Origin of the sequence: Celeribacter halophilus, from assembly GCF_900114135.1 — a bacterium.
GTDB lineage: Bacteria > Pseudomonadota > Alphaproteobacteria > Rhodobacterales > Rhodobacteraceae > Celeribacter > Celeribacter halophilus.
Genome location: NZ_FORY01000001.1, coordinates 46,011 through 70,359, shown reverse-complemented (window position 1 = coordinate 70,359; position 24,349 = coordinate 46,011). Strand labels below are relative to the sequence as shown.

Annotated in this window: 20 protein-coding genes; 11 read left to right on the top strand and 9 right to left on the bottom strand. The window is 59.5% G+C overall.

All coding sequences use genetic code 11. The features are described from left to right. Positions 1 to 34: 34 nt before the first annotated feature. From BM152_RS00315 to BM152_RS00300, 4 genes are all read right to left on the bottom strand, one after another. On the bottom strand, positions 35 to 1,366 hold the full coding sequence (locus BM152_RS00315; protein ID WP_066602909.1) for a sigma-54-dependent transcriptional regulator: 1,332 nt from the start codon (positions 1,364 to 1,366) through the stop codon (positions 35 to 37). Next, positions 1,363 to 3,123 (bottom strand): sensor histidine kinase, encoded by a 1,761-nt coding sequence (locus BM152_RS00310; protein ID WP_066602905.1) that lies wholly within the window; start codon positions 3,121 to 3,123, stop codon positions 1,363 to 1,365. Before BM152_RS00310 ends, BM152_RS00315 begins: the two co-directional genes overlap by 4 nt. Positions 3,124 to 3,373: 250 nt before the next feature. Beyond that, on the bottom strand, positions 3,374 to 5,548 hold the full coding sequence (gene katG / locus BM152_RS00305; protein ID WP_066602902.1) for a catalase/peroxidase HPI: 2,175 nt from the start codon (positions 5,546 to 5,548) through the stop codon (positions 3,374 to 3,376). 192 nt (positions 5,549 to 5,740) lie between these two features. Beyond that, positions 5,741 to 7,564 (bottom strand): hypothetical protein, encoded by a 1,824-nt coding sequence (locus BM152_RS00300; protein ID WP_066602899.1) that lies wholly within the window; start codon positions 7,562 to 7,564, stop codon positions 5,741 to 5,743. Between the two features lie 272 nt (positions 7,565 to 7,836). Here BM152_RS00300 and BM152_RS00295 point away from each other — a divergent pair, with 272 nt between their 5' ends. Further along, complete coding sequence (locus tag BM152_RS00295) at positions 7,837 to 8,379, top strand: hypothetical protein (protein ID WP_066602897.1); 543 nt, start codon at positions 7,837 to 7,839, stop codon at positions 8,377 to 8,379. 233 nt (positions 8,380 to 8,612) lie between these two features. Next, entirely contained in the window at positions 8,613 to 8,753 is a 141-nt protein-coding gene (locus tag BM152_RS19105; protein WP_156444358.1) for a hypothetical protein, read from the top strand. Positions 8,754 to 8,889: 136 nt separating this feature from the next. Here BM152_RS19105 and BM152_RS00285 read toward each other — a convergent pair whose 3' ends face one another. Beyond that, a complete protein-coding gene (locus BM152_RS00285) occupies positions 8,890 to 9,915 on the bottom strand; it encodes a cytochrome-c peroxidase (protein WP_414835848.1) in 1,026 nt (341 codons plus the stop codon). A gap of 218 nt (positions 9,916 to 10,133) precedes the next feature. Between BM152_RS00285 and BM152_RS00280 the strand changes: the two genes are divergently transcribed. The 6 genes from BM152_RS00280 (at position 10,134) to ptsP (ending at position 17,265) form a co-directional block, all read left to right on the top strand. Then, the gene (locus BM152_RS00280) at positions 10,134 to 11,432 is read left to right on the top strand and encodes a 3-deoxy-D-manno-octulosonic acid transferase (protein ID WP_066602891.1); all 1,299 of its coding nucleotides are present in this window, start codon (positions 10,134 to 10,136) and stop codon (positions 11,430 to 11,432) included. 172 nt (positions 11,433 to 11,604) lie between these two features. After that, positions 11,605 to 12,075 carry an NUDIX hydrolase gene (locus BM152_RS00275; protein WP_066603705.1) on the top strand — a complete coding sequence of 157 codons (471 nt, stop codon included), beginning with the start codon at positions 11,605 to 11,607 and terminating at the stop codon, positions 12,073 to 12,075. Positions 12,076 to 12,182: 107 nt separating this feature from the next. After that, positions 12,183 to 12,671 carry a DUF1178 family protein gene (locus tag BM152_RS00270; protein WP_066603701.1) on the top strand — a complete coding sequence of 163 codons (489 nt, stop codon included), beginning with the start codon at positions 12,183 to 12,185 and terminating at the stop codon, positions 12,669 to 12,671. A 20-nt stretch (positions 12,672 to 12,691) separates the two neighbouring features. Continuing rightward, positions 12,692 to 13,339 carry an SDR family NAD(P)-dependent oxidoreductase gene (locus BM152_RS00265; protein ID WP_066602888.1) on the top strand — a complete coding sequence of 216 codons (648 nt, stop codon included), beginning with the start codon at positions 12,692 to 12,694 and terminating at the stop codon, positions 13,337 to 13,339. Between the two features lie 111 nt (positions 13,340 to 13,450). Further along, positions 13,451 to 14,686, top strand: coding sequence for an aspartate kinase (locus BM152_RS00260; protein WP_066602886.1), 1,236 nt, complete (start codon positions 13,451 to 13,453; stop codon positions 14,684 to 14,686). A 326-nt stretch (positions 14,687 to 15,012) separates the two neighbouring features. Beyond that, on the top strand, positions 15,013 to 17,265 hold the full coding sequence (gene ptsP, locus BM152_RS00255) for a phosphoenolpyruvate--protein phosphotransferase (protein WP_066602883.1): 2,253 nt from the start codon (positions 15,013 to 15,015) through the stop codon (positions 17,263 to 17,265). A 202-nt stretch (positions 17,266 to 17,467) separates the two neighbouring features. Here the strand turns inward: ptsP and BM152_RS00250 are convergent, their stop codons facing one another. Further along, positions 17,468 to 18,238, bottom strand: a complete 771-nt coding sequence (locus BM152_RS00250; protein ID WP_082715350.1) for an EcsC family protein — start codon at positions 18,236 to 18,238, stop codon at positions 17,468 to 17,470. Positions 18,239 to 18,253: 15 nt separating this feature from the next. Beyond that, positions 18,254 to 18,745 carry a GNAT family N-acetyltransferase gene (locus BM152_RS00245; protein WP_066602880.1) on the bottom strand — a complete coding sequence of 164 codons (492 nt, stop codon included), beginning with the start codon at positions 18,743 to 18,745 and terminating at the stop codon, positions 18,254 to 18,256. Between the two features lie 108 nt (positions 18,746 to 18,853). Here BM152_RS00245 and BM152_RS00240 point away from each other — a divergent pair, with 108 nt between their 5' ends. Continuing rightward, the gene (locus BM152_RS00240) at positions 18,854 to 19,438 is read left to right on the top strand and encodes a flavin reductase family protein (protein WP_066602878.1); all 585 of its coding nucleotides are present in this window, start codon (positions 18,854 to 18,856) and stop codon (positions 19,436 to 19,438) included. Between the two features lie 84 nt (positions 19,439 to 19,522). Here the strand turns inward: BM152_RS00240 and BM152_RS00235 are convergent, their stop codons facing one another. Then, entirely contained in the window at positions 19,523 to 21,133 is a 1,611-nt protein-coding gene (locus BM152_RS00235) for a SulP family inorganic anion transporter (RefSeq protein WP_066602874.1), read from the bottom strand. Positions 21,134 to 21,325: 192 nt separating this feature from the next. Between BM152_RS00235 and BM152_RS00230 the strand changes: the two genes are divergently transcribed. Next, entirely contained in the window at positions 21,326 to 22,210 is an 885-nt protein-coding gene (locus BM152_RS00230) for an S-methyl-5'-thioadenosine phosphorylase (protein WP_066602871.1), read from the top strand. 3 nt (positions 22,211 to 22,213) lie between these two features. Continuing rightward, entirely contained in the window at positions 22,214 to 22,744 is a 531-nt protein-coding gene (locus BM152_RS00225; protein WP_066602868.1) for an adenine phosphoribosyltransferase, read from the top strand. 101 nt (positions 22,745 to 22,845) lie between these two features. Here BM152_RS00225 and BM152_RS00220 read toward each other — a convergent pair whose 3' ends face one another. Beyond that, a complete protein-coding gene (locus BM152_RS00220; protein ID WP_066602863.1) occupies positions 22,846 to 24,267 on the bottom strand; it encodes an FAD-binding oxidoreductase in 1,422 nt (473 codons plus the stop codon). Positions 24,268 to 24,349 lie beyond the last annotated feature (82 nt).

The window sequence follows — 24,349 nt, the reverse complement described above, 5'->3', positions numbered from 1 at the left end:
CACTCTCCGCCGCGCCCTGCGGATTTCCGCAGAGCTACAACAGGGCATCTTTGTCGAGCCCCAGTTTCACAATCTTCTCGTTGAGCGTGCGCCGCCCGATCCCCAGAGCCTCGGCCACCGCATCCATCCGACCGTTTTGCGCCCGCAAGGCACGCGCGATGAGTTCCCGCTCGAACGCCGCAACCGCTTCGCGCAACGTATCAGGCACCTGCGTGGCGTGATCCGCCTGCAACGCCGCCGCGACCGAGGCCTGACCTCGCCGCGCCATGAGGACAAACCGCTCCGCCACGTTGCGCAGCTCGCGCACATTTCCGGGCCAGTCATGGCCCATCAGCGCGGCCATATCTTCCGCCCCCAAATCCGGCAGGCTCACCTCGTAGACGCGGGCAAACTCTCCGGTGAAACGGGTGAACAACATCAGGATATCGTCCCGCCGCGCGCGCAAGGTCGGCAAGTCCAGCCGTATGGTGTTCAGCCGGTGCAGCACATCGCGCCGGAGTTGCCCCGCTTCCACGGCTGCTTCGGGGTCCTCGTTGGTGGCAGAGATCACCCGAAAGGTCAGCTTGCGCGGCTGACTGGCCCCGACGGGCGTTATCTCGCGCTGCTCCAACACCCGCAAAAGCATGGTCTGCACAGGCAAGAGACAGGCGCAGACCTCGTCGAGGAACAAGGTGCCCCCATCCGCTGCCGCAAGCCGCCCTTGCCCCGCACCTTCCGCGCCAAACATCTCGCGCTCGAACCCTTCGGCGCTCAGGGTCGCACAATTGAGCGCAACAAAAGGGCCATCCGCGTCAGGGCCGAGATCATGCAACGCACGGGCGATCACATCCTTTCCTGTGCCGGTCTCCCCGACCAAAAGCACAGAGGCCGGACTTTCCGAAACCGTCAGCACCTCTTCCCGCACGGCACGCGTTGCCGACGACTGCCCCAGAAATTGCTTGTCGAGCCCCGAGAGATCGCGGAGCCGTGCCTTGAGCCGCTCGGTGCGCTGATGCAGCCGGTGCTGCCCGCCCGCATGGGAGAGAATCGTCAGAAGGCGACGTGGTTCATAGGGCTTTTCGACAAAAGAATAGGCCCCGTCCTGCATCGCCTGCACCGCAGTCGCAATATCGCCATGGGCCGAAATCAACACCAGCGGCGGCGAGTCCGGCGGCAATGCGGCCAGAAGGTCCAGCCCCGACATGCCCGGCATCCGCACATCAGACAGGATGACATCAGGCAACATCTCCGGCAGTGTTGCCACCACCTGATCGGCACGCGGCAAGGCTTCGACCTCGTGCCCTGCGGCTTTGAGAAGATCCATCAGGGAACTGCGCATGGCCTTGTCGTCATCGACCACCAAGACCCGCAATGCGGCCTCTTTCATATCTTATCCTCCCCGTCATCCCCGACCAGCGGCAATTCGACCCGAAACACAGCGCCGCCCGCCCCGTCTTTTGTCTCATCTGCATTCTGCGCCACGAGCCGTCCGCCGTGTTCGCGCACAATACTGGCCGAAATCGCAAGGCCAAGCCCCATGCCTTCGCCAGAGGCGCGGCGGGTGACGAAAGGCTCCTGAAGCTCGTCCAGCGTGGCCGCTCCCAGCCCGTGACCGGTGTCACGCACCTCGAACCACCCGATCGCGGCACCCTCGCCCTCCTGCTCTGTGCCCACCGACACGTCAAGCTGCGCGGCGCTTTCCTCCTCCATCGCATCAATCGCGTTGCGCAGGAGATTGGTCATGACCTGCTCGATCCGCAGCTTGGACCCTTGCACCACAACCGGCGGATCTGCGCGGCGTCGCGACAAGGTCACATGGGCGCGCTCCAGATTGGGCGCAACAAGCGCCAGCGCCTCGTCCATCGCCACATCAAGATCGACAGGCTCCAGTCCGCGCTGTCCGGGACGGGCGAAAAAACGCAATTGCCGTGTCAGCCCTTCTATCCGCTCGGTCAGGCCTGACAGATGCGCCAGCAATGCCGGATCAGATCGACCACTGATCTCCGCCGCAGCGATGTGGTTTTTCAGCGCCGCAATGGGCTGGCCCAATTCATGTGTCACCGAGGCCGACAGCTCCCCAAGAGCGGCCAGTCGGGACGCGCGTTCAAGTTCCTTTTGCGTGCGTTGCAGCCGCCGCTCCGCCGCGCGGCGCTCTTCTATCTCGACGGCAAGGCGCTCGTTGGCCAGACGCAATTCCGCCTCTTCGGCTTCTGAGCGCCTAAGCGCGGCACCGATCCGCTCCGTGCGTTTGAGTTGGTAGAGGATCACCGCCACAGCCGCCACGCCAAGCGCCAGCGCCGTGACCAGCCAACTCAAGGTCACAATCCGTTCACGGCTGGCGAAATAATGCAGGCTCCAGCCATGCGGCAGATCGGAGCTTGCCATATGCACCACATCCACGCCCCCGATCCGTGCGGAACGTTCGCCGCGCTGCTCCCAGTCCAGAGGCCGCAAATCCGCCCCGCTGAACTGACGGTCGCGTTCGATCCGCGCGCGTTCGGCCTCGGACAGCTCCCGCAAGAGCCGGTAGCGCCATGCCTCATCCGACGCCAGCAGCACTACGCCCTCGTCATTGGCCAGAAGCACCTGTTCGCCGCCGTCACGCCACGCGGCCTCAAGATCGGTCAGGTCAAGCTTGATCGCAATCACCCCGATCACACGCCCCGCCGCATCGCGCACGGGTTCGGAGATGAAATAGCCCGGCAAGCCCGTCGTCGTGCCGATCCCGTAGAATCGTCCCTGTCGCCCTTCAAGCGCATCGCGCACATAGGGGCGGAAAGCATAGTTATGCCCGACGAAACTCAAAGACGTGCCCGCATTCGAGGCGGAGATGGTCTCCCCCTGCGTGGTCATAAGGTAGATCGCATCCACGCCTGATTGGGCGGCAAACCCCCGCAAACGGATGTTCAGCGCGCCGCGATCTCCTCCTTCTGCTGTTGCCTGCACGAAAGGATCGCGGGCCAGCACATAGGGCAGATGCGAAAACCGCTCCAACTCGGCAATCACCGTGGAGCGATAGAGCGACAGACGCCCTGCCGCCTTGGATTGTTCCTGTGTGGAGAAATAAACGCTCGCTCCCTGAAACAGTAAGACCAGCGCCACCAAAGCAATACAGGCCGCAACCAGCCCTTTTCTTCGCACCATGCCCCTTCGCCGCCTCCTCTGTCACAGCTTGCCTGCCTCCCTGATCCAATTGACAGGCCCCCGCAGTTCACAGGGATCATAAAGCCTTTCACTCAAAACGATAGGCAAACCCGTCAGTGGCGCGATTGGCAAAAACATTCGCACGCTCACATCGCAAAACTGAACAGACAAGAGAACCTTGGCGGCCCTGACACAAAAAAGCGCCCCCGCAAAAGCAGGGGCGCGCGTGATCCAGCGGAGCAATGCCGGATCAGGACAGATCGAAGCGGTCGGCGTTCATCACCTTGACCCAAGCTGCAACAAAGTCATTCACGAATTTCTCCGCGTTGTCGTCTTGCGCATAGACTTCGGAATAGGCCCGCAGGATCGAGTTCGAGCCGAAGACCAGATCAACACGTGTCGCTGTGTAGCTTGTCTCGCCGGTTTTGCGATCAACGATGTCGTAAAGACCGTTTTCCTTCGGCAGCCACTTGTAGCCCATATCGGTCAGGGTCGTGAAGAAATCGGTGGTCAAAGCACCTTCGCGCCGGGTGAAGACCCCGTGTTTCGCTTCGCCATAGTTGGTGCCCATAACGCGCATCCCGCCAACCAGAACAGTCATCTCGGGCGCGGTCAGCCCCATGAGTTGGGTCCGGTCGAGCATTAGCTCCTCGGTCGAGACCACATAGTCCTTTTTGACCCAGTTGCGGTAGCCGTCATGGATCGGTTCCAAGACCTCGAAACCTTCCACATCGGTCATTTCCTGCGTCGCATCACCACGACCCGGCGCGAAGGGCACTTCGACGTCAAAACCAGCGGCTTTTGCGGACAGTTCCACACCGACATTGCCGGCCAGAACAATGGTGTCTGCCACGCTGGCACCGGCTTCTGCGGCCAGAGGCTCCAGCACGGAGAGCACTTTTGCCAGACGTTCCGGTTCGTTACCGACCCAGTCTTTTTGCGGGGCCAGACGGATGCGGGCACCATTCGCGCCGCCGCGACGATCAGAACCACGGAAGGTCCGCGCACTGTCCCATGCGGTCGATACCATCTCGGAGATCGAAAGGCCGGAGGCCGCGATCTTGCGCTTGAGTGCACCGATGTCATAATCGGTGGTGCCTTCGGGGATCGGATCCTGCCAGATCAGATCTTCTTCCGGCACATCCGGGCCGAGAAAGACCGATTTCGGCCCCATGTCGCGGTGGGTCAGTTTGAACCATGCACGGGCAAAGGCATCGGTGAAGGCGTCAAAGTCCTCTTTGAACCGCAGCGAGATTTCGCGATAGATCGGGTCCATTTTCAGCGCCATATCGGCATCCGTCATCATCGGGTTGTGACGGATCGACGGGTCTTCGACATCAGCGGGCTTGTCCGCCTCTGCGATCTCGACCGGCTCCCATTGCCATGCACCGGCGGGGGATTTGCGCAATTCCCACTCATGGTTGAACAGCATCTCGAAGAAACCGTTGTCCCATTTCGTCGGGTTGGTCGTCCATGCGCCTTCCAGACCGCTGACCATTGTGTCGCGACCGATACCGCGGCCCTTGGTGTTCATCCAACCAAGGCCCTGAAATTCGGGGCCGGCGGTTTCGGGATCCGGGCTGAGGTCATCGACATCGCCGTTCCCGTGACATTTGCCGACCGTGTGGCCACCTGCCGTCAGAGCAACGGTTTCTTCGTCATTCATCCCCATACGGGCAAAGGTTTCCCGCATATGCTGCGCGGTTGCGAGCGGATCGGGTTTGCCGTTCACCCCTTCAGGGTTCACATAGATCAGCCCCATCTGAACAGCCGCCAGCGGGTTTTCCAGCGTATGCGCGTCTTTCACATCGCCATAGCGGGTGTCGGATGGCGCGAGCCATTCTTTTTCCTCGCCCCAGTAGATGTCTTTTTCGGGGTGCCAGATATCTTCGCGACCAAAGGCGAAACCGTAGACCGGCAAGCCGGCTTGCTCATAGGCAATCGTTCCGGCCAGCATCAACAGGTCGGCCCAGCTGATCTTGTTGCCGTATTTCTTTTTGATCGGCCAGAGCAGACGACGGCCCTTGTCGGTGTTGACGTTATCCGGCCAGGAGTTCAACGGCGCAAAGCGCTGGTTCCCCGTGTTGCCCCCGCCGCGACCGTCCGTATTCCGGTAGGAGCCGGCAGTGTGCCATGAGACGCGCCCCATCATACCGATGTAGCTGCCCCAGTCACCCGGCCACCAGTCTTGACTGTCATTGATCAATGCGCGCAAGTCGTTTTTCAAAGCTTCAAAATCGAGCTTTTTGACTTCTTCGCGATAGTTGAAATCCTTGCCCAGCGGGTTTGTCTTGGTGTCGTGCTGGTGCAGAATGTCGAGGTTAAGCGCATTCGGCCACCACTCCATGACATCCTTGCCCATCTCGGTGTTGCTGCCATGCATGACTGGGCATTTGCCCGACATTTTCAGATCATTACCGTCCATCTGTTCCTCCGGTATGCTACGTGTTTCGTGGCGGGGGCGCGGCGGCGATCTATGTGGCTTGTGGCCTGAATCTCGCTGCTCCCGTTCCGTCTCGTAAAGAGGTAACAGGTTTGATCGATAAACAATAATTGTATTACTTATGGATTGCTATAAGTTATTCTAATTCGAAATCTGCTAGCAAAATCCGACCCTTCACGGCGCACAGGGCGAACCCTGCGGGTCGCTGGCTGTCTCGGAAGGCAGGCAATCCGGCTCAGGCACGTCAAGCCCCGCCCTTTCAAGATACCCCGCGATGGCCGATAGGGCGATCTCGCCCTGCACAAACATCCGGATTTCGGCCAAAGGATCCTCCGGCGTGCCTACCACTGCGAGTAAACGCTCCACTTCGTCGCGATCTCCGATCATGGATGCCGCGGCCAGCAAAAGCATATTGCGCGAGGGGCCGACCTGATCGGCATAGCCCTTGCGGGCCATATCAACCATGCGCGCGTTCTTATGCACAATGCCGGACACCAGAACCGGCAGATACATATAGGCCGAGGCATTGGCGCCCAGATCAATAGCCCTCAACGCCGCATCGCGGGCTTCATAAAGCAAGTCTGCTGACAAATATGCATAGGAGAGCACACCGTAAGCAGTCGGATTCGCCGGATTCAACTCTACCGCCTGACGCAAGGCACGGATGGCTAGATCGGTTTTGCCTTCGACATTGTAAACCGCGCCCAGAAGGATGAACACAACATCGGAACCGGGGAAACGATCCGCAAAACCTTCCGCATATTCTGTGAGCTTCTCGGGTGAGGACTGCATCGCTTCGGGCAAACCGGACGTATCCATGAACTGAAAGTCAGGGACCGAATGCAACATCAAAGTCCCGAAGGAGGTAGAGCCAACCGCATCGGTCTCCAGTATATCCGAGAAAGGCTCGAAACACCGATAGGCCGTTTGGAACTTTTCGGGACTATAATCGCTCAGAAACGCATCGGTCTTAAGAACACAGGAAAAGACGCTGTCCGGTGCCCCCGCCGCGCCCGTATCCGGTCGGCCAAGCGCACTGATCACACCACCTTGTGCCGCGAGATAACTGCTCATGCGATGGGACACGGCACGCAGGCTTGCATAAATCCCCTGCGCATCAACAGGATCGGACATTCGGGTTTGAAACAGTTCCTCGCCGGTCTCGACATCCACCAGCGCAACGGACAGATCAAGATGCCCCACGAGGCTCAGAATCGAACCGCGCAAGACATAATCGGCCCCTTCAAGCTCACTATTGAGATCGGCGTTCAAGACCCGCACATTCACGCGCCCAAAACGTTCGAGGTCTCCGGCCAGTTGTCTCTGCACATCTTTTTCATAAGTGTCGTTCTCCGCCCGATCCGTCAGATTGTCGAACGGCGCGATGGCAACGACCGGATAGCCCGGCTCGGTGCTTGCCGTTTCAATCGGACTTGACGGAAAGACAACATGCCAAATGCCATGTCCTAAAACACCCGCCGCAAAAACCACAATTAGGAACAGGACAAAGCGCAAACCAAACACCTTGCGCATCTTCGGCCTATCGGGGGCCTGCGCGTCAGAAGGCGGTTGTGCAGAACCCTCTGTGCCCGCCACATCATCCCGCGCGACCTTATCAACCACCGCCTCTTCGTTCTGTTGCTCAGCGGTCGATGGTTTCTCGACACGTAGCACCGACAGGGCATAGCTACCACGCGGGATGATCAGGCGATCGACGCGATCGCCATGTTGCGCATAGTAGCCATTGATGGCCTCCCGAAGCCGCCGCATCCGGACCCGCACAATCGGATCGGTCGAGGGATCGAACTCATCCCCTCTGCCGAGCAGCCCATGCGCAATGCCGTATTCGGTGATCTCGTCACCTCGTCCGGCCAAACACTCTTTCGCCAAATATTCGAGCAATGCACGGTTTGCCTTTGAACGTGCGAAAGCCTCACTTTCGAGAATGAGCGTAACTTCCCGCTGTAAAACTTCCAGTTTTTGCCCGTCCGGCAACATGCAGCCCCCCCCCCAGACCAATCTGTTGTCATGACAGAACGGTAACATGTTTCAGATAGGGGAAAAGAAAAAATTCCCCTTAAAACTTCACAAAATCCGAGAATCTGGTGTTTCAAACTCGGCTCACCTGCCGCGTGTTACATATTGTTACGCAAGCGCTTTGAAACAAAGGCCACCTTATGCAACTTTCTGAAACCATTTGTTTCTGAAAAAGCGGTTCTAAATCCGCAATAAGGCTCTCTCCAGTAACGATTTCCCGAGAGTTGTGTTTCATGCGCCCTGCCCCTTTGCACCATATGTCCCGCGTTCTGAACGCCTTGCGCATGCCCTTTATCAGGACACCCGCCAAAGAAGAGCGCACCAGCAGGAACCTCCGGGCCGCAAATGACACCAAGCCATATACGCAGTTTACTTCCGAGATCGGCCACGACGCACAACGCACCAATCTGCCGTGCCACAACCTGATCATTCTGAGCCGCGTAGCGCAGGCGGACAGCCTCATGCGCGGGACGACGAAATCCCTCAATCCGCGCATTGCCCGCTCTTTGGAAGAAGTCAGCGCACATTTTGATGCCGAGCGCTTCAAGTTAGTCGTCGTTGAATGTAACCCCGAACATTGCGATCTGGTCCAAAGCGCCATCGAGATTCAACGCCTTATTCCGCAAGGCGATGCAACAGCGCTCATCATCTTCAAACGCGCAACGCAGGAATGTCTCGACATGCTGCGCTACACGCCCAGCGCCGCCGCCTTTTCCTTTCTGTCCGTGCGGCCTGATGAGATTCGCACACATATTCAGGACTTACTGGCCCTTTAAGAACACCTCCGCGCCTGATACCCTTTACCCGAGCCGCCCCAATCGCGGCCCTTCAAGAGTTTGAACCCATGCCCACCCGAATCGCACGTCACATATCTATTGTCCTGCCCGCAAGCGCTGGGCGGATATCGCTATCCTCTGATATGTACAAAAAGCCTATCAGCAACTCCATGCACGCCCCCTGCGCGTCACCCCAAGCCGTATCTACGCCCCTGACCACGGGGGAGACAGAGTTGATTGATAAGCTGCTGGAGGCCTGCACCCAATACCAACAAGCAGGGGAAACCCAGCTTTCCGATCTGGTCGATCGGATTGGCATGAACCTGATGCAGTCCTTTATGACCCGCAAGAAAGATGATCCCCGCAGCACGTAAACCTTCCACGCCATAGAGAGGAAAAAGCCCCCGAACAAGCTGCACAAGAGAAGTAGGGACAAACTTTCGCTTCCGCAGCCATACGAGGGCTTTCAAAGGACTGTGCCCCCGAACAAGGGGCACAGAAGGACCAAAATCAGTTCGGGATAATTTCCGCCACCGGACGCGGAGTGGTCATTGTTTCCGTCGGCAGCACCGGCAGAGTGACTTCCGGCATTTCACCGGTCAAAGAGCCAAGGAAAGCCACGATCTTGTCGGCTTCATCCTCGGACAGGTCTTCGCCCAGTTGGCTTTCGGCCATGATCTGCACAGCGACCTTGAGATCCCAAACCTTGCCGGAGTGAAAATAAGGCGCGGTCAATGCGATGTTGCGTAGCGGACCTGCGCGGAAGACATATTCGTCATCCACAGTATCCGTCACAGCAAAGCGGCCACGGTCGCCCTCAGGCAGAATATCGGAGCCGGGCTTTTCGATCAGACCAAAGGGATAATAGTCCTCGCCGCCGATGTTGATACCGGAGTGACAGGCGATACAGCCCTTGTCCATGAACAGTTCAAGACCAGCAAGCTCTTCGGCAGAAAGCGCATCGTCATCCCCGTTTAGCCATGAATCAAACGGCGCAGGGGTCAACAGCGTAGCTTCGAAGGCTTCGATGGCCTTGGCCATATTGTCAAAGGTGACCGGTTCGTCTTCATCGGGAAAAGACTCTTCGAACCATTCCACATATTGCCCCATAGATGACAGGGTCGCGACCACATTGTCAGGCGTGTTGGCCATTTCGACACCGGCCTGAATCGGACCTTTTGCTTGAGCTTTCAGGTCATCGGCACGACCGTCCCAGAACTGGGCAGCGTTGAAGACGGCGTTCAAAACGGTTGGCGAGTTCCGCGGGCCTTTTTGCCAGCCATGACCAACGGATGTTTCCATGTTGTCATCCCCGCCTGTGGTCAGGTTGTGACAGGAATAGCATGAGAAAACGCCCGATGCCGACAGACGCGGATCAAAGAACAGCGCTTTGCCCAACTCGATTTTCTCTTCGGTGATTTTATTGTCCTGCACGGCAGGAACCGTTGAAGGAAGCGGTTTGAAGAACTCAAGGGCATATTCCCTGAGCTCGTTTGCAGAAGCCGCCGAGGCCCCCAAAACAAAAGCACTGGTCATCAATGCCAAACGCGGTGCAAGTTTCATATTTTTCTCCCTAGCATCTCGTGATGCATTCAGTAGATCGCGCGCATGACAAAAATTAGAATCCCTCTAAGAAACAGCTATGACCTAGATCAATTCCAATTCTAAAACCCCGCTTGATCTACCCCCTCTTGCCAACAGACCGGCAGAGCGCGTAAGCCGATGGGCAAGTCTGAACCTGCGAGGCGCATGTCTTGTTTTTCTATCGTTTCCTTTTGACCATCCTGAGCCCGCTGTTTGCGCTTGCGCTACTGCGGCAAGTTTTGCGCGGACGCGAGAGCTTGTCCGATCTGGCCGAACGCTTCGGTGCCGGGCTGACATCTGCGCGCGTGTCCACATCTCCGCGGCTCTGGGTCCACGGGGCCTCGAACGGAGAAATGACCGCCGCACGTGTCTTGGTCGAAGAGGCACTGTCTCGTGCAAATGATCTGGACATTCTCGTAACGGTCAACACGGTCAGCGCCCGCAAGATGGTAGCGGACTGGGGCCTTCCCCGCGTCGAGGTCCGGCTTGCCCCGATGGATTTTCGACCGGTGCTCAAACGCTTTCTTGCTGCCATCCGGCCTGTCGCGCTGGTGTCCTTGGAAAACGAAATCTGGCCCAACCGCTTCACCCTTCTCGCTCAACGCGGCATCCCCGTTGTCGTGGCCGGAGCGCGCATGTCAGAGCGCACGGCCTGCCGGTGGGAAAAGATGCAATTCCTGCTGCGCGGCATCATCAGCCCGACCATCGCCGCGATCTCCAAACTGGCCGCGCAAGACACGGCCTCGGAGCAACGCCTGCTCCAGCTCGGCCTGCCCGCGTCCGCCCTACTGCCGCGCATGAACCTCAAAAGCACAGTCGCCCTCGCGCCTGCGCCCGCCGCAGAACTCGCCGCCCTTGAGCAGGTTTTCCCCCGCGACAAAACACTGCTCGCAGCCTCCACCCATGCGGGCGAGGAACGTCTGGTGCTTGAAGCCTTCCATGACCTGCAAAAGGACCACCCTGACGCACGTCTAATCCTCGCCCCGCGCCACCCGTCGCGGGCAGATGCCCTTGCGGCAGAGCTGACCCGTGCAGGGCTGGATTTCGCGCAACGCTCCAAAGGTGACGACCCCGCGCAATCACAGATTTATCTGGCCGATACACTGGGCGAAATGGCGCTGTGGTATCACCTTGCAGGCATGTCTTTCATCGGCGGCTCCCTGACGCATCACGGCGGGCACACGCCCTATGAACCTGTCCAGTTCAACACTGCCATCCTACATGGCCCTCATGTCTCGAATCATGTTGCCGCATATGAGGCGCTCGATCAGTCCGGCGGCGCACGCATTGTCTCCGACGCGCACGCGCTCTATGAAGCGGCCAGCGTCCTCATGTCCAATCCGCAACACGCCAAAGACATGACAGCAAAAGCCCACACCGCCCTGAGCCCTCTGCGCGAAGCCCATCTCCGGCAAGAGGCCTTCTGGTCCGCTCTAGCCGAGCTGACCAAGCTGCCCGCGCTGAAATAGATCACACTGGCCTGCGCCCCCGCGTCAGATGGAGAAGGTGCAAAATTCCCTTTCCAGCCGTCATGCAGATTTGATAGTCCTCTGTCAGCCTGATGCGACGAAACAGGCGGACGCGCTTTACACGATGCCGTCCCCTTTCCGCATTCAGCCAAAGGACAAACAGGTGTCAGCCATGAGGCCCAGACAACATCCGGTCAAACTCGGTCGCAACGCCAAAGACAGCGTGCGCACACAGTTTGGCGCATTGGTGTGGCGCTGGCGCAAGGACAAACTGCAAGTCTTGCTGATCAAAACACGCGGCGGCAAACGCTGGATCATCCCGAAGGGCTGGCCGATGGACGGGCAAACCCCTGTGCAGGCCGCCGCCACCGAAGCCTGGGAAGAGGCCGGGATCAAGGGCCGCCCCGCGCCCATCTGCATCGGGCTCTACTCCTACCAGAAATATCCACGCAACGGCGAAATGCCGATGCCCTGCGTGGTGGCCGTTTTCCCGCTCAAAGCGCGTTGGGAGTTCGACAAATATCCGGAAGCCTCCGAGCGCAAACGCAAATGGGTTTCCCCGAAAAAAGCCGCCGCGATGGTCGAGGATGCAGAACTCGCCCAGATCATCCGCCACTTCAATCCGCGTCACTTCCGCCTCTGAACAATCCGGCGCAGGCCAGACGATGCATTTGAACACAGCCCCCGAGATTGCAAAATGCGGGGGCAATGCCTATTGTAGAGAGCCTGTTCCTTGGAAATGCGCGCATCATGATCCGCTACACGCTCAAATGCTCCGAAGACCATCAGTTCGAAAGCTGGTTTCGCTCCGCCGAAGCCTTTGAGACCCTGCGTGCCGGTGGACAGTTGACCTGTCCGGTCTGCGGCTCTGCCGGTGTACACAAAGCCATGATGGCCCCGCGCGTGAGCACGGCCCGCAAAAGTGACACAGGCCCCGTCGATGTCGCGCCCGAGGCTCCGCCCGTCGCGTCGGCCCCACCGCAGGCCACACCAATGGAACCACCGCGCCCCTCCCCCGAAGAGGTCGAGCAAGCCATCGCGCGGCTGCGCGCCGAGGTCGAGACCAAATCCGATTACGTCGGCGTCGAATTTGCCACGGAAGCCCGCAAAATTCACGAGGGAGAGGCCCCCGCACGGCCCATCTATGGCGAAGCCAAACTCGATGACGCCAAGGCCCTTCTGGAAGATGGCGTGCCAGTTGTGCCCCTGCCCTTTGCGCCCAAACGCAAAATGAACTGACCTCATCAAAGGCACCGGACATGGACACAGCCCTCATCACAGGCGCATCGCGCGGCATCGGCGCAGCGCTTGCCTCCGAACTCACAGACCGCACCTATGACGTGATCGGCACATCGACCAAAGGCGGCAACGGGCTTCATGCGCTCGACATCACGGACCAGCGCTCTGTCACCGCATTGGCCGATACGCTGAAAGATCGCTCTATCGGGCTGCTGGTGTGCAACGCCGGACTCTATCTCGACAAGGGCCAGCCCCTCGACACAGGCTACCCGCCCGAGATGTGGGCCGAGGAATTTGCAGTCAATGTCACCGGCGTCTTTCTCATGGTGCAGGCGTTCTTGCCCGCGCTACGTGCCGCACGGGGCAAGATCGCGATCATTTCGTCGCAGATGGCCTCCCACACCCGCGCTCCGGGCGGTGCCTATATCTATCGCGCCTCGAAAGCCGCCGCGCTGAACCTTGGTCGCAACCTTGCCAGCGACCTGAAAACAGACGGGATTCCCGTCGGCATCTATCACCCCGGCTGGGTCCAGACCGACATGGGCGGCGGCGCAGCAGACATCACCGCGACAGAAGCCGCCACCGGTCTGGCGGATCGTTTCGCAGAGCTTTCGCTCTCCTCTACCGGCTGTTTCGAGACATGGGACGGGCGTCCACACGCTTATTGAGCCTCCTTTGTGGCAAAAATACTCATTCGCAATGGCCGCAACTCTTGCGCTCACGCCGGAAGCCACTTAGAGAACCGTGACCACTGACGAGGACGGGGGATAGGGCAAGAGATGCCAATTCTCGTAATGAAATTCGGCGGAACATCCGTCGCCACGCTCGACAAGATCAAACGCGCTGCAAAGCGCGTCGGTCGCGAAGTGGCCAATGGCTACGACGTGATCGTCGTGGTTTCGGCCATGTCCGGCGAGACCAACAAGCTCGTGGGCTATGTCAACGAGACCTCACCGATGTATGACGCGCGCGAATATGACGCCGTGGTCTCCTCGGGCGAGAACGTGACTGCGGGCCTCATGGCCTTGACGCTTCAGGAAATGGATGTGCCGGCACGCAGCTGGCAGGGCTGGCAAGTGCCGCTCAAGACCAACTCCTCTCACGGCGCAGCGCGGATCGAAGAAATCCCGACCGACAACATCCTCGCCAAATTCGGTGAAGGCATGAAAGTCGCCGTGGTTGCAGGTTTTCAGGGCATTTCCCCCGAAGGCCGGATCACCACGCTGGGGCGCGGCGGCTCGGACACCACCGCTGTGGCTTTCGCAGCCGCCTTCGACGCCGACCGCTGTGACATCTACACCGATGTGGACGGGGTCTATACCACCGACCCGCGGATCGAGAGCAAGGCCAGCAAGCTGGAAAAAATCGCGTTCGAAGAGATGCTGGAACTGGCTTCTTTGGGGGCGAAGGTGCTTCAGACCCGCTCTGTCGAACTGGCCATGCGCTACGGCGTGCGCTTGCGCGTGCTGTCGTCTTTCGAGGAATATGACCCCAATGCCGGCACGCTGATCTGTGCCGAGGAGGATATCGTGGAAAACAAACCAGTCTCGGGCATTGCCGCCTCCCGCGAAGAAGCCAAAATGACGCTCCTGTCTGTGGCGGACCGCCCCGGCATCGCCGCCTCTATTTTCGGACCTCTGGCCGAAGCGGGCGTCAATGTCGATATGATCATCCAGAACATTTCCGAAGAAGGTCGCACCGACATGACCTTCTCTTGCCCTGTCGATCAGGTAAACCGCGCCAAAGCCGCGCTAGGTGCGGCCAGAGACCGTGGCGAGTTCAACTTTGGCGAGTTGGTCTCCGACACCGAGGTAGCGAAGATTTCGCTCGTCGGCATCGGTATGCGTTCGCAATCAGGGGTCGCGGCCAAGATGTTCAAGGTGCTCTCCGACGAAGGCATCAACATCAAGGTCATCGCCACTTCGGAAATCAAGATCTCCGTTCTGGTGGATCGCAAATACACCGAGCTTGCGGTTCAGGCACTCCACGACGCCTTTGAACTCGACAAAAGCTGATCCAGTAGCGGAAACTTTTGACCGCCTTATGAAAGCCTCCGCCCTTGCGGGGGCTTTTCTTATTCCCGTTTCCCTGATTTTCAGGCCATACAGCGTTTCCCGAGCACCTTTGGCACGATGCGACCGCAAAACGCCTTTGCAACCAGCGCCCCACAGCACAATCTTTCTGCACCTGCATCATCAAGCCACGGAATTTTCTGCACTTTTTCCAAGCAAATTATAGCTGATCGCTCTGATCCCGCTTGTTTTTCTCTGGGCAAGACCCACATCTGTGCTCTAAAGAAGACGACGCCAGAGGTAAGGCGCGCGAGAGGACCGGCGGGGACATGCCAAACAATATGGAGAGCGAAAGCCGGAAGCTGTTGGGCCGGCTCAGGGACACGTTGGCCGAGGACAGCGCAGGTCAGGAACGTCTTGACCGCATCACCAGCCTAATCGCCGACAGTATGCAGACAGAAGTCTGCTCGATCTATCTCTTCCGCGATTCCGACACGCTGGAACTCTGTGCAACCGAAGGGCTGAAAGCCGAAGCCGTCCACCAGACACGGCTGCGGATTGGCGAGGGGCTTGTCGGACGGGTTGCTCGCACCCGCTCTATGGTCAATGCCGCCGATGCCCCCTCCGAGCGCGGTTTCCGCTATATGCCCGAAACCGGCGAAGAACTTTTCTCCAGCTTTCTGGGCCTGCCGATTCAACGGCTGGGCGAGATTCTCGGCGTTCTGGTCGTCCAGTCCAAAGATGCCCGCGCCTTCACCGACGATGAGGTCTATGCTCTCGAAGTGGTGGCGATGGTGCTGGCCGAAATGACCGAACTGGGTGCCTTTGTCAGCGACGAGGGCGGCATGACAGCGCTGCATCAGCATCCGGTGATGTTTCGCGGCGCAACCGGTCAGGAGGGCGTGGCCGAGGGCAATGTCTTCCTGCACGAGCCCCGTGTGGTCGTTACCAACCCTGTCGCGGACGACCCCGAGGCGGAAACCGAACGCCTGCGCAAAGCGGTCGATCAACTACGTCTCTCTGTGGACAGTATGCTGGCCAATGTCGAACCTTCGGAGAAAGACCAACGCGAGGTGCTCGAAGCTTACCGGATGTTCGCCAATTCCCGTGGCTGGATGCGCCGGATGGAAGAAGACATCGGGCGCGGTCTCTCGGCCGAAGCCGCCGTGGAGAAAGAACAGGGCGCCGCACGCACCCGTCTGGCGAAGGTGCCCGACCCCTACATGCGTGAACGGCTCCATGATCTTGACGACCTGTCAAACCGGCTGCTGCGGATTCTCACCGGCCAAGGCCATGAGACCGGCGCGGAAATGCCGGAAAACCCCATCCTTGTCGCTCGCAACATCGGCCCCGGCGAATTGCTGGAATATGGCAAAACGCTCAAGGGCATCGTGTTGGAACAAGGCTCCGTCGGCTCCCATGCCGCCGTGGTGGCCCGCGCTTGGGCAATTCCCTTGGTAATCCATGCCGAAGGCATCACGACAGAGGCCCTCAATGGCAATGCGATTCTGGTCGATGGCGATCAGGGCATTGTGCATCTCAGGCCCGAAGATACCGTCGCCACCGCGTTTCGGGACAAGATCGCGATGCAGGCCGAGGCGCAACAACGCTATGCCGGCCTTGTGGGTCTGCCTGCGGAGACGCTCTGCGGCAAACATATCGCCATGCATATGAACGCGGGCCTGATGGCCGACCTGCCCTCTCTGGCCTCTTCTGGCGCAGAAGGTGTGGGGCTGTTTCGCACGGAATTGCAATTCCTGATCCGCAACAAGGTGCCCCGTCGCGGCGAGCTTGCCACGCTCTATGCCCGCGTCATGGATGCGGCACGTGGCAAACGTGTGGTGTTTCGCACACTCGACATCGGGTCGGATAAAGTTCTGCCCTACATGAAGCCGCAAGACGAGCCGAACCCCGCAATGGGCTGGCGCGCGATTCGAGTGGGGCTGGACAAGCCCGGCGTCATGCGGATGCAGTTGCAAGCCCTCACCCGCGCCGCAGCTGGGCGCCCTCTGACGATCATGTTCCCTTTCGTGGCACAGTTCGACGAGTTTCGCGAGGCGCGAGCCCTTTTGGATGATGTGCTGATTTCCGAACGCAAACTCGGATATGTTCCGCCCTCCTCCATTGAAGTCGGCGCGATGCTCGAAACCCCGTCTTTGGCCTTCGCACCCGATCTGTTCTTTGAACAAACCGATTTCATTTCCATCGGCGGCAATGATTTGAAACAGTTCTTCTTCGCCGCAGATCGGGAGAACGAACGGGTCCGGCGCCGGTATGATACGCTGAACTATTCCTTCCTGAACTTCATCCGCCAGATCGTGCAACGCTGCGACCAGTTCGACACACCTGTGTCTTTTTGTGGCGAGGATGCAGGCCGTCCGATCGAAGCTGTGGCGCTGGCAGCTATGGGTGTGCGCACGCTCTCCATGCGTCCGGCCTCCATCGGCCCGGTGAAAGCCATGCTCCGGCGACTTGACCTTGATGAGGTGGCGCAGGTGATTGATCAGGCGGCAGCAAATGGTGCCCAATCGGTGCGCGAAGATCTCACCGCCTATCTAAGCAAGCAGGGTTTCATGCTCTGAAGCGGCTTCTCTTCTGCCGCCCCTCCCTGCGTCTAGATGCAGAAGCGTATTGCGGTGCCTCGCATCCACTCACGCATTAAGGTTAATCTGATTAAGGTTAACGCATGAAAGCCCACAGCAAACGTCGTTTGCAACTGACCTCTGTATGCATCTGGTTGCGTCTGACAGGGACCGAACTTTCAATACATTGCGCGAGAATGCGTTAACGGCTCATTTCCTCGCTCAACATCTCCTTGAGCGTCTCAAACGGCAGGTCACTATCCTCAGCCATGCGTAACATGGCAAAGCTCACATGCGCCATATCCTGATAATAGGCCGTGTAGGCGTAATTCGTCGCGGCCCCCGCCACCGCTCCCAACACAGGCACGGTTTGTGTCGCCAGCTTTTGCCCCAGAACCACAGACAGACGCGGCGCAACCTTGGCGATGATCCCGTTCAGCGTCGCCCCTGTCAGAGTCGTCCGCGCGGCCAGAAACCCGAGATCGGCCCCGTCATCATCAGCCAAAGGACCGGCGGCTGCAAAGACCTGAATACAGGCTTTGCGCACATCATCCCGCGCAGGATCAAACCCGTGATCTTCAGCAACGCCTTGAATGGCATGAAGCAGCACAGTTGTGGTCACCGGCAGTTCGGCCAAAGCGGTCGGCAACCCTCCGGCACCGCCAGCCGCCCCCAGCCCCGACGTCACCGCCCGCGACAGCCATGTGTTGACCTTCACCGTCCGTCGTCCCCGCGCAGCCCCTTCAAACGCCAGTTCAAGCGCCGAGAGCGTCGCGGCCTCCAACTGTCCGCGCACGGGGGCAGGCAGTTTATCAAACAAGCCGTCCGCCTTGCCGCCCACCATGTTCAAAATCTGCATGCCGGGATGATTGGCGCGTTTCAACCGACGCGCAAGCGCACGGATCGCCTCCGGTGTGGGGGCTTGCAAAACGGCATGGGGGCCAGCATTCAAAGGCGGCAATTTCTTGGTCATTGCCTCTATTTGGGGTCAGTCGTCCTTGTGAACAAGACCCGCAACCCCATCCCACGCGCCGGGATGCAAGGCCACGCCCAGCACACGGTCCGGATTCGTGGGCGGCGGCATTTCCACATGGTGGAGTTTTTCAAAACCGAAACGGGAATAATAGGGCTCGTCCCCCACCAGCATCACCCGCTCCCAACCGAGTTTGACGGCTTCGGCCATGGCCTCTGTCATCAACATCCCGCCCAGCCCCTCACCCTGACGGGTCGGGTGGACCGCAATAGGTCCAAGCAAAAGTGCGCGATGCCTGTCCTCCCCGATGCGAATGGGCCAGAAGCGGATCGCAGCGGCCAAAACGCCGCCCTCATCACGCGCAATCAGACAAAGATCGGACACCTTCTCGACCCCCTCGCGCAACCGGTAGGAGGACAAAAGCTCGCGCCCAGGCGCGAAGCAGGTGTCATAGAGGGCTTCGACCTCCCATAGATCATCCGGTGACTCGGTTTCGAGCTGATACACGCCTGCCCCTTTCGCTCCGCCCGCTTGCTGCGGTTTTGGCTCGAAATTCTGCTAACACAGCGTTAAATGGGGGGCAACGCGTCGAAACGCGAAAGGACCGTTCCGAAAATGTATTATCGCCCCAGCGACGGGCATGACCTGCCGCACAATCCGTTCAGCGCCATTGTCTCGCCCCGCCCCATCGGCTGGATTTCGACGCGGTCCGCTTCGGGACACGAGAATCTCGCGCCCTATTCCTTTTTCAACGCGGTCGCCTATGCGCCGCCGCAGGTGATGTTCGGCTCTGTCGGCGCGAAAGACACGATGCAAAACCTGCGCGAGACAGGCGAGTTCTGCGTCAATCTGGTTGGCGCGGAGCAAATCGCGATGATGAACGCCTCCTCAGAAGCGCTGGCCTTTGAGGAAGACGAGTTCACCCACTCGGGCACGTTGCGCGCCCCCTGTCGCGAGATTGCCTGCTCCCGCGTCGAAGATGCCCCCGCCTCTCTGGAATGCAGGGTCACGCAGATTGTGGAGCTTGTGGGGGCGGAGAACACCGCCGTGTTCGGCGAAGTTGTCGGTATCCACATTCGTCCCGATCTGATCGTCGAGGGCCGCTTCGATGTGGTCAAGGCGCGTCTGTTGTCGCGTCTCGGCTATCGGGATTATGCCGAAATCACCAAAGTATTCGAGCTTACGCGCCCGAAGGCTTGATCCGGACTGAGTATTTTTCGCACAAAGGAAACGTAAAAAGGGGCCGCGCGGGCCCCTTTTCTTGTCTCATTCAAACATTTTCGCCTAGTGCCCGCTGCCGAGAACACCGGTGCGCACGACATAGTCCGTAGCGACCTGATAATCAGGATCGTCATCGCTATCGACCATCAAGTGACCCGCTTTCGACAGCAGGCGGTGACAGTCGCGGCTCAGATGGCGCAGCTGGATTTCCTTGCCCCGCGCCTCGTATTTCGCCGCCAGACTTTCGATCGCATTCAGCGCCGATTGGTCGGCCACACGGCTATCGGCGAAATCGACGATCACCATAGACGGATCATTTGCCGGATCGAACATTTCAAGAAATCCTTCGGCGGAACCAAAAAACAGCGGGCCCTGAATTTGATAGACCTTGGCGCCTTCGGGTGTCTCATAGGTTTTGGCATGGATGCGCGAGGCATTCTGCCACGCATAGGCCAGCGCCGAGACGATCACGCCGACGACAACAGCGATTGCGAGGTCTTCGAGGACGGTCACAACGGTCACCAGAACGATGACAAACGCATCCACGCGCGGCACTTTGCGCATCACGTTGAACGAGTTCCATGCAAACGTGCCGATCACCACCATGAACATCACGCCGACAAGTGCTGCGAGCGGGATTTGTTCGATCAGCGGGCTGGCGACCATGATGAAGGCCAGAAGGAACAGCGCTGCGGCAATCCCTGCCAGACGCGTACGCCCGCCGGATTTCACGTTGATCATCGACTGCCCGATCATCGCACAGCCGCCCATTGAACCGAAGAAACCGGAGATCACATTGCCTGCACCTTGGGCCAGACATTCCTGCGACACGCCACCGCGCTCACCCTTGATCTCGCCCACGAGGTTGAGCGTCAACAGGCTCTCGATCAAGCCCACAGCCGCCGCGATCAGCGCATAGGGGAAAATGATGTGCATCGTGGAGAGGAAGCTCTCCATGCTTTCGAACATCGGCACGGCAGGGATGTGGAAGGTCGGAAGCCCGCCTTTGATCTGCGCCATGTCACCCACGCGCGGCACGTTGATGCCAAAGGCAATCACAACCACGGCCGTGATCAGGATGCCGGCCAGGGGTGCGGGGATGATATTGGTCACTTTCGGCAGGAAATATACCACCGCCATCGTCAAGGCGACCAGCGCCAGCATGATCACGAGCGGCATGCCGGTCATGAAGCTGTCCGTGCCTGGCACCTTGAACTGCGTCAGCTGGGCGAGGAAAATCACGATAGCCAGACCGTTTACAAAGCCCAGCATCACCGGGTGCGGCACAAGCCGGATGAATTTGCCCAACCGGAAGATGCCCGCAAGGATTTGCAAAATCCCCATGAGGACCACGGTGGCAAAGAGATATTCGACACCATGCTCGATGACGAGAGAGACGAACACGACCGCAATCGCCCCCGTCGCGCCGGAGATCATCCCCGGACGCCCGCCGAACACGGCGGTGACAAGCCCCATAATGAAGGCCGCGTAAAGCCCGACCAGCGGGTGGACTTGCGCCACAAAAGAAAAGGCAACGGCTTCGGGCACAAGCGCCAAAGCCACGGTGAGGCCGGAGAGGACATCGGTCTTGGCCTGTGTCGGCGTGAGCTTGGTCGATGTCGTTCCGGAAATGGAGAGGTTTTTCGCAAAACTTGCGAGTGCGGATTGTATCACGGGGTCATCCCTTGGTATTTTGAGGTTTCTTTGCCCGTTCACGGGGCCTTGACGCCCCCATAGCGCGTTTTGTCGCATTGCGAAAGCCCATCGCCATACACTGTGCAAGAACAGCCGTCATCTGTTGCGCTTTGCCCCTTGCACCCTGTTCTGCATCGCCGCAAACTCCGCCCGACCAGCAAGGAGACAGGCATGGCAGACAGGCAACGTGTGATCGGTGTGATGGGCGGCTCGGGCGTCTATGAGATTGACGGGCTGGAAGATGCCACTTGGCAGGAGGTCACAACACCTTGGGGAGCGCCCTCGGATGCCTTGCTCACCGGCAGGCTGGACGGCATCAAAATGGTTTTCCTCCCGCGTCACGGGCGCGGCCATGTCCATTCCCCTTCCACGGTAAATTACCGCGCCAATATCGACTCGATGAAACAGATGGGGGTCACCGACCTTGTCTCCGTCTCCGCCGTGGGATCATTTCGCGAAGAAATGGCTCCGGGGGATTTCGTAATCATCGACCAGTTCATCGACCGAACCTTTGCGCGGGAAAAGTCCTTTTTCGGCACGGGCTGCGTGGCGCATGTCTCCGTGGCCCATCCGGTCTGCGAACGGCTCTCCGGCCTTGCCTATGAGGCCGCACGCGCAACCGGCGTCACGGTGCATAAAGGCGGCACCTATCTGGCTATGGAAGGCCCGCAGTTCTCATCTATCGCGGAAAGTCGGATGTATCGCGAAAGCTGGGGCTGCGATGTCATCGGCATGACCAATATGCCGGAGGCGAAACTCGCCCGCGAGGCGGAGATCTGTTACGCCTCCGTCGCGATGGTCACCGATTATGACAGCTGGCATCCGGATCACGGCGCGGTGCAGATCACCGACATCCTCGCGACGCTCAAAGCCAATACCGCCCATGCAAAATCCCTTGTCGCCGCGCTGCCCGGGCGACTGGGACCGCATTACACGCCCTGCCCCTATGGCTGCGACCGTGCGCTGGAACATGCGATCATGACCGCGCCGGACAAACGCGCACCGGAGATGATCGAAAAACTCGCGACCGTCGCGGGCCGCGTTCTGAAAGGATAAGGCATGAAAACCGTCAAGGATTACATCCGCACCATCGTCGACTTCCCGCATGAAGGGATCATGTTCCGCGATGTCACAACACTCTTTGCCGACCCGCGCGGAATGCGGCTGGCCATCGACCAGTTGCTCGCCCCCTATGTCGGCCAGCATATCGACAAGGTCGTAGGGCTGGAGGCACGCGGCTTCATCATCGGCGGCGCCATCGCGCACCAGCTGTCCATCGGCTTTGTGCCCATCCGCAAGAAAGGCAAACTGCCCGGCGCAGTGATTTCGGAAGATTACAAGCTCGAATATGGCGAGGCCGTGGTCGAAGTGCATGACGACGCCATTCAGCCCGGCGAGAAAATCCTTGTCGTGGACGACCTTCTGGCCACGGGCGGCACCGCAGAGGCGGGAACCAAACTCGTGGAACGTCTCGGCGGCGAGATCGTCGGCTGCGCCTTTATCATCGACCTGCCGGAGCTTGGTGGCCGCAAACGTCTGGAAGACCTCGGCTACGACATTCACGCCCTATGCCAGTTCGACGGCGCGTGACCACACCCGCTCCATAAGCAAACACGAACACCCCGCGCCCTGATCGCCACCGTTCAGGGCGCTATCGGGCAAACCGCCCTGCTTTCTGATGGCTCAAATACTCAGTCTGCGCGCAGGCGCAAAACGGCACCCGGATTCATGATGCCATTCGGATCAAGTGCCGCCTTGATCGCCCGCATCGCCGACAGTTTCGCCGGATCACCATAGCGCTCCAGATCCTCGGATTTGAGACGCCCGACCCCGTGTTCGGCTGAAAACGACCCGTCATATTCCGCCACCAGATCATGCACCACGCGCTTCACCTCAAGCCGGATATTCTCATACTCCGACCGGTCCCGCCCGCGCGCCGGAAACACGTTGTAATGCAGGTTGCCGTCGCCCAGATGCCCGAAACAATTCACTCGCACATCGCCCAAGGCCTCAAGCCGCTTGATCCCTTCGGGGATGAAGGCGGCGATCTTCGAGAGCGGGATGGAAATGTCATGGGAGGAAATCGACCCGACCCGTTTGTTGCCCTCTGGAATCGTCTCGCGCAGGGTCCAGAAGTCCTGCCGCTGCGCCTCGCTTTGAGCAATGACCCCGTCGGAGACCAGCCCCGCCTCGAACCCCTGCTCGAACAGTGTTGCCAGCATCTCCTCCGGATCGGACGCGCCAGACACGCCGAGATCAATCAGCACGCTCCACTCGGGATGGTCCTCGAATGGCTGGCGCAGGTCGGGCATGGTATCCGACAGGAAATCCAGCCCCATGCCGGAGATCAGTTCAAACGCCGAAATCCCCTCCCCCGCGATGCCCTGCGCCAAGTTCAACAGCTCCAGCGCCGCCGCAGGTGAGGGCACGATCAGAATCGCCGCCGCCGTCCGCTCCGGTCGCGGGAAAAGCCGCAGCGCCGCCGCCGTGATTACACCCAGCGTGCCCTCGGCCCCGATCAGAAGATTGCGGAGGTCATAGCCCGTGTTGTCCTTGCGCAGCCGTTTCAGCCCGTGGAAAATATGCCCGTCCGGCAGCACCGCCTCAATCCCGAGACACAATTCCCGCGCATTACCGTAGCGCAACACGTTGAGCCCGCCGGCATTGGTCGAAAGGTTGCCCCCGATCCGACAGGAGCCCTCAGCCCCCAAGGACAGCGGAAACAGGCGGTCCTGCTCCTCTGCGGCAGTCTGCACATCGGCAAGGATCGCACCGGCTTCGGCCACGATGACATTTTCCTGCGGATAGACCCCACGGATTTTTGTCATTTTCTCAAGCGAGAGCGCCACAGGCGCAGGCCCGTCATGGGCGATCTGCCCGAGCACCAGACCCGTTCCGCCACCCAAGGGAACAATGCTGACACAGGCCGCATTGCACAACTGCACGATGGTCGAAACCTCCTCCACCGTCGCCGGACAGGCAATGGTGGCCGCTTGCCCCTGATAACGCCCACGCGGGTCTTCCAACTCCCCAGAACGCCGCTCTCGCAACGTGCCGGCAGGCAAGGCCGCTTCAAGGCGGGCCAGAAATTCAGGGGTAGCAGGGTGTATCATGGGCGGCTCCTTCGTCACAGATGTAGCCAACGACGCCCGTCGCCTCAATCCGAAATCTCAGTCCCAAAAATCAGGCCGAAAC